The organism is Streptomyces sp. NPDC002643 (genome assembly GCF_053592555.1).
Genome location: NZ_JBSFVY010000001.1, coordinates 145,645 through 163,780, shown reverse-complemented (window position 1 = coordinate 163,780; position 18,136 = coordinate 145,645). Strand labels below are relative to the sequence as shown.

General features: G+C 70.6%; 12 protein-coding genes. 11 read left to right on the top strand and 1 reads right to left on the bottom strand.

Annotated features, from left to right (window positions below):
* The first annotated feature begins 314 nt into the window (after positions 1-314).
* From ACWD4G_RS00705 to ACWD4G_RS00690, 4 genes are all read left to right on the top strand, one after another.
* Complete coding sequence (locus ACWD4G_RS00705) at positions 315-1,838, top strand: DUF4331 domain-containing protein (RefSeq protein WP_451289871.1); 1,524 nt, start codon at positions 315-317, stop codon at positions 1,836-1,838.
* 160 nt (positions 1,839-1,998) lie between these two features.
* Positions 1,999-3,588, top strand: a complete 1,590-nt coding sequence (locus ACWD4G_RS00700; RefSeq protein ID WP_451289870.1) for a tetratricopeptide repeat protein — start codon at positions 1,999-2,001, stop codon at positions 3,586-3,588.
* Positions 3,585-5,384 carry a HoxN/HupN/NixA family nickel/cobalt transporter gene (locus ACWD4G_RS00695; RefSeq protein WP_451289869.1) on the top strand — a complete coding sequence of 600 codons (1,800 nt, stop codon included), beginning with the start codon at positions 3,585-3,587 and terminating at the stop codon, positions 5,382-5,384. Before ACWD4G_RS00700 ends, ACWD4G_RS00695 begins: the two co-directional genes overlap by 4 nt.
* Positions 5,385-5,451: 67 nt before the next feature.
* Complete coding sequence (locus ACWD4G_RS00690; RefSeq protein WP_451289868.1) at positions 5,452-7,206, top strand: serine/threonine-protein kinase; 1,755 nt, start codon at positions 5,452-5,454, stop codon at positions 7,204-7,206.
* Positions 7,207-7,231: 25 nt separating this feature from the next.
* Here the strand turns inward: ACWD4G_RS00690 and ACWD4G_RS00685 are convergent, their stop codons facing one another.
* Positions 7,232-8,038, bottom strand: a complete 807-nt coding sequence (locus ACWD4G_RS00685; RefSeq protein WP_451289867.1) for an SGNH/GDSL hydrolase family protein — start codon at positions 8,036-8,038, stop codon at positions 7,232-7,234.
* A gap of 316 nt (positions 8,039-8,354) precedes the next feature.
* Between ACWD4G_RS00685 and ACWD4G_RS00680 the strand changes: the two genes are divergently transcribed.
* The 7 genes from ACWD4G_RS00680 (at position 8,355) to ACWD4G_RS00650 (ending at position 18,136) form a co-directional block, all read left to right on the top strand.
* Complete coding sequence (locus ACWD4G_RS00680) at positions 8,355-9,560, top strand: S8 family peptidase (protein WP_451289866.1); 1,206 nt, start codon at positions 8,355-8,357, stop codon at positions 9,558-9,560.
* 240 nt (positions 9,561-9,800) lie between these two features.
* Entirely contained in the window at positions 9,801-10,190 is a 390-nt protein-coding gene (locus ACWD4G_RS00675) for a hypothetical protein (RefSeq protein ID WP_451289865.1), read from the top strand.
* 3 nt (positions 10,191-10,193) lie between these two features.
* Positions 10,194-11,315, top strand: a complete 1,122-nt coding sequence (locus ACWD4G_RS00670) for a GNAT family N-acetyltransferase (RefSeq protein ID WP_451289864.1) — start codon at positions 10,194-10,196, stop codon at positions 11,313-11,315.
* Positions 11,316-11,666: 351 nt separating this feature from the next.
* The gene (locus ACWD4G_RS00665; RefSeq protein ID WP_451289863.1) at positions 11,667-12,503 is read left to right on the top strand and encodes a glycosyltransferase family 2 protein; all 837 of its coding nucleotides are present in this window, start codon (positions 11,667-11,669) and stop codon (positions 12,501-12,503) included.
* A complete protein-coding gene (locus ACWD4G_RS00660; RefSeq protein WP_451289862.1) occupies positions 12,500-13,522 on the top strand; it encodes a glycosyltransferase in 1,023 nt (340 codons plus the stop codon). The genes ACWD4G_RS00665 and ACWD4G_RS00660 overlap by 4 nt, the downstream gene beginning before the upstream one ends.
* Positions 13,519-14,340: a polysaccharide deacetylase family protein gene (locus ACWD4G_RS00655; protein WP_451289860.1), complete on the top strand. Its 822-nt coding sequence runs from the start codon at positions 13,519-13,521 to the stop codon at positions 14,338-14,340. Before ACWD4G_RS00660 ends, ACWD4G_RS00655 begins: the two co-directional genes overlap by 4 nt.
* Positions 14,333-18,136 carry a lipopolysaccharide biosynthesis protein gene (locus ACWD4G_RS00650; RefSeq protein WP_451289858.1) on the top strand — a complete coding sequence of 1,268 codons (3,804 nt, stop codon included), beginning with the start codon at positions 14,333-14,335 and terminating at the stop codon, positions 18,134-18,136. The genes ACWD4G_RS00655 and ACWD4G_RS00650 overlap by 8 nt, the downstream gene beginning before the upstream one ends.

Here is an 18,136-nt window from a genome sequence, read left to right as displayed (position 1 = left end):
GGATGGGGTTACGGATCAGCCTGCCCAAAACGCGGGTCGTCCGTCGATGAATCCGCCTCGGTCGGATGGCATCGATCTCGCATCAGACGCACAACCGGCCCACAACAGGCCCGAATCGGACGCTCACCGGGCCCTCAGGGGCTCCTCAGGGACTCGGCGGCGGGGCCTCGCTCAGGAATTCGATCAACGAATCGCGGTCTCCACTGAAACAACCCTCCAAACGCTCCGTAAGAACGTTTGGGATTCGACCAATCCACCCTGCCGATCGCTCCGAATGGCGTTCGTCAGGCAAGTTGGGACAGAGGACGGACGGCATGACACCTACTTCCAGGAGCGGCGCGGGGCGCAGGAGCATCGCGACCCTCATCTGTGGTTCGCTGGCCGCCGGAGGGCTCGCAGCCGCCGGCGTGACCGCGCTGGAACCGGGGGCGGCCTCCGCCTCCAGCCACCGCGAGGCCCCGCTGATCTCGGGGCAGCCCCAGTTCGACAACACCGACGTGTACGCGTTCGTCAGCCCGGACAAGCCGGACACGACGACGATCGTGGCCAACTGGATTCCGATGGAGGAGCCCGCGGGCGGCCCGAACTTCTTCACGTTCGCCGAGGACGCCCAGTACGACATCCGGCTCGACCAGGACGGCGACGCGCAGGAAGACCTCATCTTCCGCTACACGTTCGAGACGAAGACGAAGAACGACAAGACGTTCCTCTACAACACGGGCGTCGTGGAGAGCCTCGACGACCCCGACCTCAACATCACGCAGACGTACGACATCGAGCTGATCAAGCTGAAGAACCGCAGCGCGGTGTCGAAGACGAAGCTCGCCGACGACGTGTGGGTGGCCCCCTCCAACGTCGGCAAGGCGTCCATGCCGAACTTCAAGAAGCTGCGCGACGAGGCCGTGTACGAGACCGCGAGCGGCGTGACGACGTTCGCCGGCCAGGCCGACGACCCGTTCTTCCTGGACCTGCGCGTCTTCGACCTGCTGTACGGCGGTGACCTCTCCGAGGTCGGCCGGGACACCCTCAAGCAGTACAACGTCAACTCGATCGCCCTGCAGGTGCCGAGCGAGGCCATCGTCGAGTCCAAGGACCAGCCGATCGTCGGCATCTGGTCGACGACCCAGCGCAAGGGCGCGGGCGGCAAGTTCCACCAGGTCTCGCGTCTCGGTATGCCGCTGGTGAACGAGGTCGTCAACCCGATCAAGGACAAGGACACCTTCAACGCGTCCTCGCCCGTCGACGACGCCCAGTTCCTCAACAACGTCACCGAGCCCGAGCTGCCCAAGCTGATCGAGGCGATCTACAAGATCCCCGCGCCGGACACCCCGCGCAACGACCTCGTCGACGTCTTCCTCAAGGGCGTCGAGGGCCTCAACCAGCCGCCGCACGTGACCCCGTCCGAGCAGCTGAGGCTCAACACCTCCATCGAGCCGACCAAGAAGCCCAAGCGGCTCGGTGTCCTCGACGGTGACAACCAGGGCTTCCCGAACGGCCGCCGCCTCACCGACGACGTGATCGACATCGCGCTCCAGGTCGTCGAGGGCGAGCTGGTCGGGGCCAAGAACGACCTGGGCGACGCGGTCGACAAGAACGACAAGAAGTTCGGCAAGAAGTTCCCGTACGTGGGTCTGCCGACCGCCGGTTCGCGGGGCAAGACCGTCAAGGGCAACACCACGAACAACGTGCGCAGCGCCCTCGGTACCGGTGTCACCGAGTCCGGGATGGACGACACCACGCTGATCGCCGCCTCGGCGGGCGCCGGAGCCGCCGGTGTCCTGCTGCTCGGCACGGGTCTGATGTGGTGGCGCCGCCGGATCAACCGGCCGTACTACTAGGCCGAACCCGGCCTGTGAGGCCCGACGGACCGGGCCCGTCCCCATGGGGCCCGGTCCACACAGACGGGCGCGGCCCGCTCGTATCCATCCCCCACGGCGCGGGCCGCGCCTCACATCCCATCACAACCCCGGTGCTGTGCGAGCGACTTGAGGAGAAGGCATGTCCCCGCGTACGAACGAGAGCGCGCCGGAGAGCCGACCTCCCCAAGGGGCTGCCACCGATGTCGACGGACCCGAGGTGACCGAAGCCGGGGCCAGTGCCGGTGCCAGTACCAGTACCAGTACCGGTGCCGGGGTCAAGGCCGGGGCCGAGGCCGGTGCCGGGGCCGAGGTGGTCGCCGAATCCGGGCAGGGCACGGTTGAGTCCAGGGCCGGGGCCTGCCCCGGGTCTTCGCCCGAAGCCGCGCCCGGCCGTGCTTCCGAGTCGGTTCAGCGGCGGCTGTTGCGGCTCACCGCGTGTGCGGCGGCGCTGGCCGTGGCCTTCACCGGGTTCGCGATCGCGCTCGGCTCCCAGGACGACGACCCGGCGACCATGGCCGTCTCCACCTCCCCCGGGGTCTCGGCCGCACAACTCGCCGGCGGGGATCTGGACACCACCGTCAAGGCGCTGCAGGCCCACCTCAAGGAACAGCCCAAGGACTTCGGCTCCTGGTCGACGCTGGGACTCGCCTATGTCGAGCAGGCCCGCACCTCCGGTGACTCCTCCCGCTACCCGCAGGCCGAGAAGGCACTGGAACGCTCACTGGAGCTACGGCCCGACAACGACCCGGCGCTCGCGGGCCTCGCCGCACTCGCCGCCGCCCGGCACGAGTTCAAGGACGCCCTGCGGTACGCGGACCAGGCGCTCGAACAGAACCCGTACAGCGAACGCGCGCTGTGCTCCCGTATCGACGCCCTCGTCGAACTCGGCCGCTACGACGACGCGTTGAAGGCGGCCCAGCTCGCCGACACCCGCCGCCCCGGCATCCCCGTCTTCACCCGCTACGCCTACGTGTACGAGCTGCGCGGCGATGTGAAGACCGCCCGCCGGGTCCTGGAGCAAGCGCTCAAGTCGGCGGCCACGCGCGGCGACATCGCCTACGTGGCCACCCAGCTCGGCCAACTCGCCTTCAGGCAGGGCGACTTCAAGACCGCCCTCGACCACTACGCCCGCGCGCTCGGCGCCGACGACACCTACCTGCCCGCGCAGGAGGGCCGCGCCCGCGCCCTGGCGGCGAGCGGTGACACCGCCGAGGCGATCAAGGGCCTGGAGCAGGTCGTGGCCGCGTATCCGCTGCCGGGCCCGCTGGTGGCGCTCGGCGAGCTGTACGAGGCGAAGGGCGACAAGACGGCGGCCGGCGAACAGTACGCGCTGGTCAACGCCTGGACCGACATCGCCCGCGCCAACGGCGTCAACGCCGACCTCGACACCGCGATGGCCGCCGCCGACCACGGCGACAGGAAGGCCGCGCTGAAGGCGGCCGAGGACGAGTGGAAGCGCCGCGAGACGGTCCACACGGCGGACGCCCTCGCCTGGGCCCTGCACGTCAACGGCCGCGACGAGGAGGCCCTGCCGTACGCCCGCCGCGCCACGGCCACCGGCTACCAGGACGCGGCCTTCCTCTACCACCAGGGCATGGTCGAGCACGCCACCGGCGACGAGAAGGCCGCCGAGACCTCGCTGAAGAAGGCGCTCGACCTGAACCCCGGCTTCTCCCCGCTCGGGGCCGCGAACGCCCGTACGACTCTCAAGTCTCTGGAGGCCAAGTGACGTCCCGTCGGCGCCTGTTCGCCTCCTGCGCGGCGGTCTTCACGGCCGCCTGCACCCTCGTCCTCGTCCCCACCGGGACCGCGAGCGCGCACCCGCTCGGCAACTTCACCGTCAACCGGTACGACGGCCTCGTCGCCGCCCCCGACCAGCTGAAGATGTTCCACGTCGAGGACCTCGCGGAGATCCCGGCGACCCAGGCGGGCCCCGCCATCGAGCGTCAGGGCAGGGACGGCTGGGCGCGGGAGCGGTGCGAGACGGCCGCCGCCGACACCGAGGTCACCGTCGACGGACGTACCGTCGAGATCGCGCTCACCTCCAGCCGCGCGGAGAAGCGGCCGGGGCAGGCGGGGCTGAAGACCCTGCGCGTGGAGTGCCGGATGACGGCCCCGCTGCCGGACCGGGCGGCCGACGTACGCTTCCACGCCGCCGTGGACTCCGGGCCCGGCTGGCGCGAGGTCACCGCGCGGGGCGACCGGATGACGCTCACCGGGTCGGACGTACCCGAGGAGTCGGTGTCGAGGCAACTGACCGACTACCCCGAGGAGTTGCTCCAGTCGCCGGAGGACACGGCGTCGGCCTCCCTCCAAGTCCGGCCGGGCGGGCCCGCGTTGGCGGACGAAGAGAGCGACGCGCCCGGCGCCGGCATCCTGCCCCGGGGCGCGGACCGCTGGACACGGGCGCTGGACGACCTGGTCTCCAGCCGCGACCTCACCGTCGGCTTCGGCGTGCTCGCCTTCGGTATCGCCATGTTCCTGGGCGCCATGCACGCCCTCGGCCCGGGCCACGGCAAGACCCTGATGGCCGCGACCGCCGCCGCCCGCGACCGGGCGCGGATGCGGGACGTGCTCCCCATGGCCGCGTCGGTGACCGTCACCCACACCCTGGGTGTGATCGCCCTCGGCCTGCTGGTCCTGGCCGGCTCGGCCGCCGCCCCGGCGGTCATCACCTGGCTCGGCATCGCCAGCGGCCTCTTCGTCCTGGCGGCGGGCGTGACCCTGGCCCGCAAGGCCTGGCTGAACCGCAAGCTCGCGCTGATGCAGGAGCGTGGCCATGACCATTCGCACGACCACGACCACGACCACGAGCACAGCCACGGCCACGGCCACGGCCACGGCCACGAGCACCACCACCACGAGCACGGTCATGCGGACGGGCACACGCACTCCCATGCTCCCGAGCCCAAGCGTGAACTCGTCCTGGCCAACGCCCAGGCGCACACCGGCACACAGGCGCACGCCCACACACCCGGCGAAACCCACACGCATGAGGACGCCCCCGCCAAGGCCGCCAAGGGGCACACACACGCGCACGACCACACCCATGACCACGACGCCGGCCACACCCACGACCACAGCCACTCCCACTCCCACGCCCCCTCCGCCAAGAAGTCCCTCTTCGGTGGTGGCATCACCCACACCCACGGCGGCTTCACCCACACCCACCCCACCGCGCCCACCCTGCGCGGCACGATCCTGCTCGGTTTCGCGGGCGGCATGGTGCCCAGCCCCTCCGCCGTGGTCGTGCTCGTGGGCGCGGCGGCGATGGGGAAGGCGTGGTTCGGTCTGCTGCTCGTCGTCGCGTACGGCGTGGGCCTGGCGCTGACGCTGACGGCGGCCGGATATGCCGTGGTGAAGGCGGGCGGCTGGGTGACCCGGGTGCTGGACAGGGGCCAGGGCCGGCTGGCGGGGCCGACGGCGGCACTGGCCCGTAGGACCGTGCCGTTGGCGTCGGCGTCGCTGGTCGTCGCGCTGGGGGCCGGTTTGGTCCTCAGGGGGGTCGCGTCCGCGATCGGCTGAGCTACTTTTGGGAAGAATTCGCACGGAGTGGAGATTTCAGGCGGATGCGCGAGACGGGGGGCGACCCGTGTCCGAAGAACCGGGCAGTGAACGTGTGATCGCGGGCCGCTACCGCCTGCTGACCCCGCTGGGCGAGGGCGGCATGGGCACGGTGTGGCGGGCCCGCGACGAGGTGCTGCACCGTGAGGTCGCCGTCAAGGAGGTGCGGGCGCCCGCCGGGATCGCGTCGTCCGACGTGGAGCGGATGTACGCCCGGCTGGAGCGGGAGGCATGGGCCGCGGCCCGGGTCGCCAACCGCAATGTCGTCACGGTGTACGACGTGGCCATGGAGGACGGCCGCCCCTGGATCGTGATGGAGCTGGTGCGCGGTCTGTCGCTGGCCGACCTGCTGGACGCCGAGGGTCCGCTCAGCCCGCAGCGGAGCGCGCAGATCGGCGCCGAGGTGCTGGCCGCGCTGCGGGCCGCGCACGGGGCGGGGGTGCTGCACCGGGATGTGAAACCGGCCAACGTGCTGATGTCGAACGACGGCCGGGTCGTGCTCACCGACTTCGGGATCGCCTCGGTGGAGGGCAGCTCCGCGCTGACCATGACCGGCGAGGTCATCGGCTCCCCGGAGTTCCTGGCCCCGGAGCGGGCGCTCGGCCGCGCCTTCGGCCCCGAGTCGGATCTGTGGTCGCTCGGGGTGCTGCTGTACGCGGCGGTCGAGGGCAACTCCCCCTTCCGGCAGAACACTCCGCTGAGCACCCTGCGCGCGGTCGTGGACGAGGAGCTTCCGGCGCCGCGCCGGGCGGGCCCGCTGGCCCCGGTGATCGAGGGGCTGTTGCGCAAGGACCCGGCCGAGCGGATCTCCGCCGAGCGGGCCGAGCGGGATCTGCGGGTCATCGGGGCGGGCGGCACCGTACGCGCGGACACGGCACCCTCGGCGCCGTACACCCCGACGGTGGCCACGCACCCCACGCCGGCTCCCACGCCGGACCCGATGCCGCCCCGGGGCTCGCACCGGTTCGGGCCGCCGCCCGCCCCGTACGCGGCCCCGGCCGCCGCCTCGACGCAGCCCTCGGCCGTCCCCGCTGGGGAACCGGACCGCAACCGCCGTGCGTTGGTCTTCCTGATCGCCGGTATCGCGGCGATCGCCTTCGCCATCGCGGGCCTGACGTACGCCCTGGTCAACAACGGCGGAGACGGCAACAACCCCACCAACAGCTCGGGCACGGTCGGCGGCGCCGACGGCGGTACGGAGAACGGGAGTTCGGGCGGCGGTGACGGCGACGGCGGTACGGGCAGCGGGAACGCCGATGGCACCGGCAACGGGTCGCCGGACACGCCCGGTGCGAATGGTTCGCCGGGCGACGACGGCGGCGCCACGAGCAAGCCGCCCGAGCAGTCGGTGCGGGTGACGGTCACCGGCGCCAACACCGACTACGCCGGGGCCTGTCCGCCCTCGCGTGAGGACGGGCCGGCGTTCACGGCGACGTTCACGGCGACGTTCACCGTGGGCAGCGTGCCCGTGGAGGTGTCGTACCGCTGGGTGACGAAGAGCGGTCAGGGCTCGGACGAGACATGGAAGACGCTGTCGTTCCCGGCGGGCTCGGGGCAGACCGAGCAGGACCGGGTGGTCGTCACCACCGAGCAGTCGTCGGGGACGTACGAGGACGAGATCAGCGTCGAGGTCCGGGGCCCGGTGGACGTCACGTCCAACTCCGTGCCGTTCTCGGTGACCTGCGAGGGGGAGGCCCCGACCACGGGCGGGACCTCCCCCTCGGACTCCGAGAACCCCGAGAACCCCGAGAACCCCGACTACGAGAGCGAGATCGAGGACTAGGACCAGGACTCAGCGTCCCCGGTGCTCAGGCCGCGTTCCTGAGCACCGGCAGATAGCCGCCCGACTGCCCGGCGGCCTTCGGGTGGTACGACTCGCCGATGTCGAGCAGGTTGAGGCCGTGCAGCCAGGCGCTGCCCGAGCACAGTTCGTGCCCGGTGAAGGCGGGGACGACATCGGCGAAGGTGAAGCCGTGGTCGGCGGCCCGCTTGGCGATGGCGGTATTGAGGTAGTCGGCCGCGTTGTTGATCGCGGACCGCTTGGTCTGGGACAGCCCGGCGCAGATGCCGCCGAGTTTGTAGAAGCGCGGGTAGCCGAGGACGACCACATGGGCGGCGGGGGCCCTGGAGCTGATCGTCGAGTAGACGGTGTCGAGTTGGCCGGGCAGCGTCGAGTCGACGTACGCCTTGGCGGTGTTGATGCGGGAGACACAGGCGCTGTCGGACTGCAGGACGCAGGTGCTCATGACATCGCCGAAGCCGGCGTCGTTGCCCCCGATGGTGAGGGAGACCAGACCGGTGTTCGAGCCGAGCGGGCCGAGCTGGTTGGCGAGAACATCACCCGTTCGGGCGCCCGAGCAGGCGGTGAAGTCGAAGGACGACGGGGAGTTGGCGGCGGCCCAGAGGTAGGGATACGCCTTGGTGGAGCGCTTGCAGGTGCCGCTGGAGGAGAGGTAGCCGCCGGCGCCGACACCGGAGGAGTAGGAGTCGCCCAGGGCGACATAGCCGGTCGGAGCCGCCCGTTCGGACGCCTGCGCCTGCGTGGCCCCGGTGAGGGCGGCGCAGGCGGCGAGGAGGAGTGAGGTCGCGAATACCGCAAGTCGGGAACGTCTCATGGAACCTCCCTTTAGCAGGATCTCTGCCTCGACTGTCGTAGCAACTACGCGTGTTGATCGGAAGTGTCCATGTCAATACTTTCCCGTCCGCACGCGAACGTACCCACCGCGTTCACCCCGCGTTCGATTTCAGGCGTGTGACATAAACATGACAACCCCTCAACTCTCTTGAGCTACCAGGGGAGTTCGCTCAGTCTGCTGTACAGCCGTGAGCGGAACGCGACGCTCCCGGTTGTGAGTGCGATCCCGCACACACCCCCCACAGACGCGCGCCCCCACCCGGGCGCGCGCCGCCAATGAGGAGGACTCCCTCGTAATGGCACACCTGCGTAGCAAGAAGATCCGCGCCGCCGCCGTCACCACCGTCGCGACGGCCGCCCTGCTCGGCGGTCTCACCGCGCTCCCCGCCCAGGCCGCCCCGGCCGAGGGCAAGGTACTCGCGGCCGACTCCCCCACCGCGATCAAGGACAGCTACATCGTCACGCTCAAGAAGACCGCCGGTCTCAAGGCCGCGTCGAGCGAGGGCAAGGGCCTGATCACGGAGTACGGCGGCACGGTGAAGCGGACGTTCAAGTCCGCGCTCAACGGCTACTCCGCCGAGCTCTCCGCCGCCGAGGCGAGGAGACTGGCCGCCGACCCGGCGGTCGCCTCCGTCGAGCAGAACCAGGTGTTCACCGCCGACGCGACCCAGACCAACGCCCCGTGGGGCCTCGACCGCTCCGACCAGGCGTCCCTGCCGCTCTCCGGCACCTACACATACCCCGACACTGCGGGCAGCGGCGTCACCGCGTACGTCATCGACACCGGTGTGCGCATCTCGCACTCCCAGTTCGGCGGCCGGGCGGTCAACGGCTACGACGCCGTCGACGGCGACACCGTGGCGCAGGACGGCAACGGCCACGGCACGCATGTGGCGTCCACCATCGCCGGCTCGACCTACGGCATCGCCAAGTCGGCCAAGATCGTCGCCGTCCGTGTGCTGAACAACTCCGGCTCGGGCACCACCGCCGGTGTCGTCGCGGGCATCGACTGGGTGACGGCCAACCACAGCGGCCCCTCGGTCGCCAACATGTCCCTCGGCGGCGGCGCCTCCACCGCCCTCGACACGGCCGTGGCGAACTCCATAGCCAGCGGGGTGACCTACGCGGTCGCGGCCGGCAACAGCAGCGCCAACGCCTCCTCGTACTCCCCGGCCCGGGTCGCCTCGGCGATCACGGTCGGCGCGACCACCAGCGCGGACGCCAGGGCCAGCTACTCGAACTACGGCTCCATTCTGGACATCTTCGCGCCGGGCTCCTCGATCACGGCCGGCTGGTACACCAGCGACACCGCGACCAACACCATCTCGGGCACCTCGATGGCCACCCCGCATGTCGCGGGCGCCGCGGCCGTCTACCTGGCCGGTCACACCTCGGCCACCCCGGCCCAGGTCGCCTCGGCGCTGACCGCCGGCGCGGTCACCGGCAAGGTCACCAGCCCGGGCACCGGCTCCCCGAACCGTCTGCTCCAGCTCGTCCCGTGACCGCGGACGCAACGCACGACAACGGCGGGTCGGTCACCAACTGACCCGCTCTGAACAGGAGTTCCCCGGAGGCGCACCCCGCCTCCGGGGACTTCTCGTATACGCGCCTTCGCAAAGGCATGGGCAATCCTTTGCCCTCGCATGGCGAACGCGCGGGGCCCGTTCCGCATCTTGACTGCCCCGCTCACCCTGAGCGAGGCTGAAGCCCGGCATCCGGCGCTTCGGGGGGCAAAGTCGCCAATGCAGACCTTACGTATCAAGCCACATGTCGAACGGGACGTGTCGCCCTTGCTCGCGGGCGCCGCCGCGGCGGTCGCGGGGGTCGGCGCGGTGCTCGCGTTCGCCGACGCGGACTCGGTGCTGCGCGGCCCGTTCACGCTGTTCTTCCTCCTCTTCGCGCCGGGAGCCGCCATCGGGGCCGCGCTGCGCGGGCTGGAGCCGTTCGGCCGTACCGTGGCGTCCGTCGCCGGTGCGATCGCGGTCAACCTCCTTGTCGCGCAGGGCATGATCGCCACCCATATGTGGTCGATGCGCGGTGGGATCGCGGTGGTGACCGTGATCAGCTCGTTCGTCCTTCTGCTGGTTCTGGTGCGGCGCGTGCGCGGCCGCACGGAGAGAAGACGGTCCTGAGACGTGGACATCAGTGTGTACCGCCCCGGCGAGTTGACGGCCGCCGACCGGGCGGCGTGGACGGCTTTGCAGTCCAAGGCCCATCTGCATGGCTCGCCCGAGCTGGCGAACCCTTTCCTCTCGCCGGAGTTCGCGCTCGCCATGGGCCGCTGCCGGCGCGGGGTGCGGATCGCGGTGCTGCGGGAGGACGGCGAGGCGGCGGGCTTCTTCCCGTTCCAGAGAACCGCCACCGGCGTCGGCCGGGCCATAGGCCTCGGCGTCTCCGACTGCCAGGGCGTGGTGCACCGCCCCGGCCTCGTCTGGGACGCCACGGAACTGCTGCGGGCCTGCCGGCTCGCGGTGTGGGAGTTCGACCATCTGGCGGAGGGTCAGGCTCCGTTCAGCGCGCACATCACCGGCACCTTCCCCTCTCCGGTCATGGACCTGGAGCAGGGCTACGAGGCATATCTGAGCCGGCTTCGCGCCCGTTCACCGAAGTTCGTGCGTGCGACCCTGGCCAAGGAGCGACGGCTCGGCCGGGCCGTGGACGAGGTCCGTTACGTCCACGACGAGCGCGACCCGACGGTGCTGCGCACACTGATGGACTGGAAGTCGGCGCAGTACCGCAGAACGGGCCGGGGCGACCGCTTCGCGCACCCCTGGATCATCCGGCTGGTGCGCCAGCTCTTCCACACCCGGGGCGACTCCTTCGCCGGACAGCTGTCGGTGCTCTACGCGGACGGCAAGCCGATCGCGGCCCACTTCGGACTGCGTTCGGAGCGGGTGCTGACCTGCTGGTTCCCGGCGTACGACCCGGCGTTCGCGCGATTCTCGCCGGGGCTGCTGCTGCATCTGCACATGGCCGAGGAGGGGGCCGCCGACGGTATCGCGTATCTGGATCTGGGGCGGGGCCAGAAGCAGTACAAGGACTCCCTGAAGACACGGGAGATCTCCGTGTCGGAGGGGTGGGTCACCCGGCGCCATCCCGTGGCGTTCGGTCATCGGGCCCGACGGGCCCCGGTGCGGGCGCTGCGGAACACGGTGGTGGCCCGACCGGAACTGTTCGAACCGGCAGACAGACTGCTGAAGCGGATGGGCAAAATCCGGTCGCGGATGCAAGTAACGGACACAACAACAAAAAAGTGAGGCCGAGTAGGAGGCCTTGCCATACGGGCTCAACCATCAATACCGTCATACATCGTTGTGTATCCACCCGCATCGGTCCGTCGGCATAAGCTCCAAGGGGAGGGCTCAAGGGGCGAGACGGTCCAGCGCGGGGCGCGGTAGGGGGGTGCCGTGCTCGGGGACCGCAGGGTGTCCCGAGCCGTGCCGCGCGACCGACTGCCAAGTCACGGCAGTCGGCCGGTTTTGCCAGCTCACCCGGCATGCACGGAGATCGATTTCGACATGCCACAGGTGAGAACCCCCCTTTCGAACCGGACAAAGAGCCGAACCACCCGGGGGCGGGTGGTTCACCGGACGAGAGGGACCAGACTCATGAGCTCAGTTCTGCGCCCGGCGATATCCGACTCCGATACCGGGAGCACCGAGACGTCGGTGCAGCCCGGCAAGTACCGCCCGATCTCCACCCATCTGGCGATCGCACCGCCGGTGAGCGTGGTGATCCCCGCCATGAACGAGGCGGAGAACCTGCCGTACGTCTTCAAGACGCTGCCGGCCTGGATTCACGAAGTGGTCCTCGTCGACGGCAACTCCACCGACAGCACCGTCGAGGTGGCCCGCGAACTGTGGCCGGACATCAAGGTCGTGCCGCAGCGGGGCAAGGGCAAGGGGGATGCCCTGATCACCGGGTTCGAGGCGGCGACCGGCGACATCATCGTGATGGTCGACGCGGACGGCTCGGCCGACGGGCACGAGATCGTCAGTTATGTCTCCGCCCTCGTCTCGGGCGCGGACTTCGCCAAGGGCTCCCGCTTCGCCAACGGCGGCGGCACCGACGACATGACCCTGATCCGCAAGCTCGGCAACTGGGCGCTGTGCACCACCGTCAACCGCAAGTTCGGCGCCCGCTACACCGATCTCTGCTACGGCTACAACGCGTTCTGGCGGCACTGCCTGGACAAGATCGACCTCGACTGCACCGGCTTCGAGGTGGAGACCCTGATGAACATCCGGGTCGTCAAGGCGGGCCTGAAGGTCCAGGAGATCCCGAGCCACGAGTACCTGCGCATCCACGGCGCGAGCAATCTGCGGGCGGTGCGCGACGGACTCAGGGTGCTGAAGGTGATCCTGAAGGAACGTTCCAACCGGCGTGCGCTGCGCCGCCGTGCGCACTCCCCGATGCTCACCACCGGTCAGGGAGAGGCGTCTTGAACGAGCCGACCGTCTCGGTCGTCATCTGTGTGTACACCGAGGACCGCTGGGAGGACATCCTCGCGGCGGTCGCCTCGGTGCGCGCCCAGTCCCGCCCGGCCCTGGAAACCCTGCTGGTCGTCGACCACAACCAGGGCCTGCTGGAGCGTCTGACCAGGGAATACAAGGAGGCCGACGAGGTCCGGGTGCTCGCCAACGCGGGCCCCCGAGGCCTGTCCGCCGGCCGCAACACCGGGATCGCCGCCTCCTACGGGGAGATCATCGCGTTCCTCGACGACGACGCCGTCGCCGAGCGCGACTGGCTGGGCTACTTCGTCGAGGGCTACGCCAACCCCCGGGTCATGGCCGTCGGCGGCCGTACGGTGCCCATCTGGGCGTCCGGCCGCCGACCGGCCTGGTTCCCGGAGGAGTTCGACTGGGTGGTGGGCTGCGCCTACAAGGGCCTGCCCGGCGGTGTCGCCCGGGTGCGCAACGTCCTCGGCGGCAACGCCTCGTTCCGCCGGACCGCCTTCGACGCGGCCGGCGGTTTCGCCACCGGTATCGGCCGCGACGGCGACAGACGCCCGCTGGGCTGCGAGGAGACGGAGTTGTGCATCCGGCTGAGCCGTGCCAGACCGGACGCGATCCTGCTGCTCGACGACCGCGCGGTGATCCACCACCGGGTGCCGGACGTCCGGATGCGCTTCGGGTACTTCCGCACGCGCACCTACGCCGAGGGCCTGTCGAAGGCGCTGGTAACGCGGAGCGTCGGCGCCGACAAGGGGCTGGAGTCGGAGCGCCGGTACACCACACGGGTGCTGCCCGCCGGGGTGGCGCGCGGGCTGCGCGACGCGGTGCTCGGCCGCGCGGGGGGCGCGGGACGCGCGGGCGCGATCGTCGCGGGGGTGGCCGCGGCGGCCGGTGGGTACGTTGTCGGGAGCCTCCGGGCCCGCCGGGGCGACGTCACGTTCTCGGTCGGCGAGATTCCTGGCGGCGCGGCCGGTACGGACGGCAGGGGGGACGAGGGGGGCTCGTCATGAACGAAGCCGTGAACGAAGCCGTGAACGACGCAGCGGTGCCCATCTTGATGTACCACGCGGTGTCGACAGCGCCCAACGAGGCGACCCGGGAGCTGTCCGTGGCTCCGGATGCCTTCGCGGAACAGCTGGCCCTCATCGACGACCTGGGCATCACCCCCGTCAACACGGCCGACCTGGCCGCGCATTGGCGCGACGGGCGCCCACTCCCGCCCCGGCCGGTCCTGATCACCTTCGACGACGGCTACGAGGGCGTCCACCGCCACGCCCTGCCCGCCCTCACCAAACACGGCTTCGCGGCCTCGCTGTTCGTCACCACGGGCTGGATCAGGGGCCCGTACGACAACGGCCTGGGCCTCGACACCATGCTCGACTGGGACCAGGTGCGCGAACTCGCCGGCCACGGCGTCGAGATCGGCGGCCACAGCCACACCCACCCCCAGCTCGACCAGCTGGACGACGACCGCCTCCGGTTCGAGCTGCGTCGCTGCCGGCGGATCGTCGCCGATCAACTGGGCGCCGAGCCCGTCTCGTTCGCGTACCCCTACGGGTACTCCAGCCGCCGGGTGCGGGTGGCGGTGCGGGAGACGGGGTTCGCGCAGTCGCTCGCGGTCGGCAACGCGCTCGCCCGGCGCCGGCAGGGCCCGTACGCGCTGCGGAGGGTCACCGTGCGGCGTTCGACGGGGATCGAGGAGTTCGAGCGGCTGGTCGAGGGCCGCGCCATCGGCCGCAACTTCGCCCGGGACCGTGCCTTCACCAAGGGGTACGCCATGGTCCGAAGAGCACGACAGGTCCGGAAGGCCATCCTTTCCCGTGTCTGACACGACGACCACCACGGCCGAGCAGGCCGGGACCACCGGCACCGAGCCCACCGAGGAGAAGGCGGGCTCCGGCCGCCGGCTGCGGCTGCCCGGGCTGGGCCAGGGGACGGGCGGCAACCAGCTGTTCCGCAACGCCTACGCCCTGATGCTGAACACCGGTATCTCGGCCGTCCTGGGCCTCGGCTTCTGGCTAGCCGCCGCCCGCTACTACACCGAGGCCTCGGTCGGTCAGGGCTCCGCCGCGATCGCCGCGATGAAGCTCCTGGCCGGGCTCACCGCCCTGACGCTGACGGGCGCCCTGGCCCGCTTCATCCCGGTCGCCGGGCGCGGCACGGGACGCCTCGTCTTCCGTACGTACGCGGGCAGTTCGGTGGTGGTGGCGCTCGCGGCGGGCGTGTTCCTGCTGACGCTGGGCCTGTGGGGGTCGTCGTACCGCTTTCTGCACGATCCGGTCAACGCCGTGGTCTTCGTGCTCGCGGTGGTCGCCTGGTCGGTGCTGACGCTTCAGGACGGGGTGCTCACCGGGCTGCGCAGCGCGGTGTGGGTGCCGGTCGGCAACACCGTGTTCTCTGCGGTGAAGCTGGTGCTGCTGGTGCTGTTCGCCGCGGCGGTCCCCACCATGGGTGTCTTCGTGTCCTGGGTGGCGGCCATCGCGATGTCGGTACTGCCGCTGGGCTGGCTGGTGTTCCGCCGGCTGATCCCGAAGCACGTCGAGGCCACCGAGAACCATGCGGGCCCGCCCACCCTGAGGGAGATCGGCCGCTTCCTCGCGGGCGACTACACCGGCTCCCTCTTCTCCCTCGCCGTGGTCTATCTGGTCCCGGTGATCGTCGCCGCCCAGGTCGGCTCGGCCGACAACGCGTACTTCTACATCACCACCACGATCGGCGGCACGGTCAATCTGCTCGCCATCAACATGGGCGCCTCCCTGACCGTCGAGGGCGCCCACGACCCGGCCCGCCTCGCCGCCAACACCCGCGCCGCGCTGAAGCGGATGGCCCGGATCATGCTGCCGGTGTGCGCGGTGCTGTTCTTCGGGGCGCCCTGGATTCTCGCCGTCTTCGGCCAGGGCTACGCGGACGCGGCGACGGTCCTGCTGCGCTGGTTCGCGGTCGGCGCCCTGCTGCGCGTCGTGATGGAGACGTACTTCGCCGTTCTGCGCGCCCAGAGCCGTACGGCCGGACTGGCCTGGCTCCAGGGCCTCCTCTGCTTCCTGGTCCTCGGCCTGACCCTGCTGCTCCTGCCCCGTATGGGTCTGACCGGCGCGGGTGTCGCCGAGATCTCCAGCCTCGCGGTGATCGTGCTGATCGCCGCGCCCAAGCTGTACCGGATCGTCCGTACGGCACCGCCGGCCGAGCCGCCCGCGGGCACGGCACCGGACGGCGACCTCGCGGACCTGGGCCGGGTGGCCGCCGCCGCGAAGAAGCAGAGCGGCGCCTGGGCCCGCCCCCTCGACTCCGACACCCTCACCCTCGGCATCCACGCCGACTTCGACCATCTGGAGCGCCGCCCCGACGTACGCCCCGGCCCCGGCACCCCGCCCACCGGCTCCCCGGCCGTCCGCAGGGACCACCGCCCGACCTGGGCCCAGGAGCCCGAACCCCCGCAGGTGCTACGGGAGATGCCCCTCGTCCTCGAACCGGCGAAGGCCGCGCGGAAACCCGTACGAGACCCCAACCCCATACGAGACCCGAACCCCGTACGGGAACCGACGAAGCCCACGGCCGACGAGGCACCGCCCCCGCCGAAGGCACCCGCTCCCCTGCGTGAACGTCTTCTCCACCCCACCATCACGGGCGTGATCCTCGGCTGCCTCCTGCTCTCCGCGCTGCTGCTCTACTGGATGCCGGCGCTCGCCCTGGACGACTCCGCCCTGGACCGGATGGACGGCCTCGGCCTGGTCTCGGTGCTGCCGACGCCGACGCTGGTGGGAGCGGGACTCCTGGCGGTGGTCTTCGCGTCGCTGTTGTGGCCGGCCCGCGAACACAAGGGCCTGCTCCTGATCACCCTGCTGGTGACGGTCGTGTCCCTGCACGCCCTCCCCGCCGTGATCGAGACCGAGCCGCGCTTCCCGACCGCCTGGCAGCACCTGGGCTTCATCGACTACATCGACCGCACCGGCACCGCCGTACCCGACCTGGACGCCCGCTGGAGCTGGCCCGGCTTCTTCGCGGCGGCGGCGTTCGTGGCGAGGGCCTGCGGGGTCGAGGACTTCACGGAGATCATCCGCTGGTGGCCGACGGCCGTCCAACTTCTCTACCTGGCCCCCATGTTCCTCCTGGCCCGCCATGTGCGAGCGGGCTGGCGAGCGAAGTGGAGCGGCGTCTGGATCTTCGTCCTGAGCGGCTGGGTGGGCCAGGACTACTTCTCCCCCCAGGGCTTCACCTACGCCCTCTACCTGGCCTTCGTGGCGATCCTCCTCGTCTGGTTCCGCGCCCCGCACATGCTGTGGGGCAAGGTGCGCCCCGGTGAGGCGGAGGTCGAACCGACCGACCGCCGCCAGAAGGCCGTCCTGGTGACGGTCCTGATCGCGCTCTACGCGGCAACGGTCCCCGCCCACCAGCTCACCCCGTTCGTGATGCTGGGCGTCCTCGCGGCCCTCGTCCTGATCGGCCGCTCCGAACTACGCGGCCTGCCCATCCTGTTCGCGGTGATGGTCGCCGTCTGGCTGGGCTATCCGGCCGAGCCGTACTGGTCCGGCCACTTCGACGAACTCTTCGGCGGCGTGGGCGGCGTGGGCGGAAACGTCACGTCCTCGGTCTCCGGCCGTATCGGCGAAGGCAGCTCGATCCACAAACTCGTCCTCTACGCGCGCGTGGCCCTCGCCGGCACGGTCATGCTCCTCGCCTGCTACGGCTTCTGGCGCCGCCGCGTGAACAAGTACCGCGAACGCTCCCTGCTCGTCCTCACCTTCGTCCCGTTCCTGGGCTTCGGTATGCAGTCGTACGGCGGCGAAATGGCCCTGCGCGTCTTCATGTTCGCGCTTCCGGGTGCCGCCCTGCTCGCCGCTCTCGCCCTGTTCCCGCGCAGCGGCGCCACCGCCGAGGAGCGCGACAAGGACCGGGTGAGCCTCGCCCCGCTGGCCGCGCTCATGGCCGGCCTCGTCCTCATCGGCGGCTTCCTGGTCGCCCGCTGGGGCAACGAGCCCTTCGAACGCGTCCGCACCGGCGAGGTCGCCGCCATGGAGTACGTCTACGCCCACGACGACCCCACCGTCCGCCTCCTCTGGCTCAGTGACGACCCCGTCAACAACGTGACCCCGGCGATACCGTGGGGCGCGAGGGACATGGAGAAGGTCCAGTACGTGCCCACGCTGGCGCCGGGTGATCCGGTCCTGGTCTCGGGCCTGGTCAAGGCGCTCAGGGACGCGGGCGCCAACTCCTATCTGATGATCAACCGCAGCCAGGTGACCAACCTCCAGCTGGACGCCGGCTACTCCGAGAACTGGGAGACCCGCCTGATCCAGAACCTGGACAAGCGGACGGAGCTGAAGCGGGCGTACTCCAACAAGGACGTCACGATCTACGAACTGAAGAACGTGTCCGGCACGGCTCCCAAGGCCGACCCCGGCCCGATCGGCCCCCAGGTCACCTGGACCCCCTGGTCGGTGGTGGGCGGACTGGCGGCGATCGCCCTGATCGTGTTGCTGACGACGAGGGAGATCATCCGGGTGGCCCTCCGCCCGAGCGTCCGCCAACTCCGCTGGCTGCAGAGCAGCTTCTGGTTCAGCCTGCCGCTGTTGGCGCTGTTGCTGGCGAGCTTGGTACAGCGCTTCTTGACGATGGGTTCGTCATGA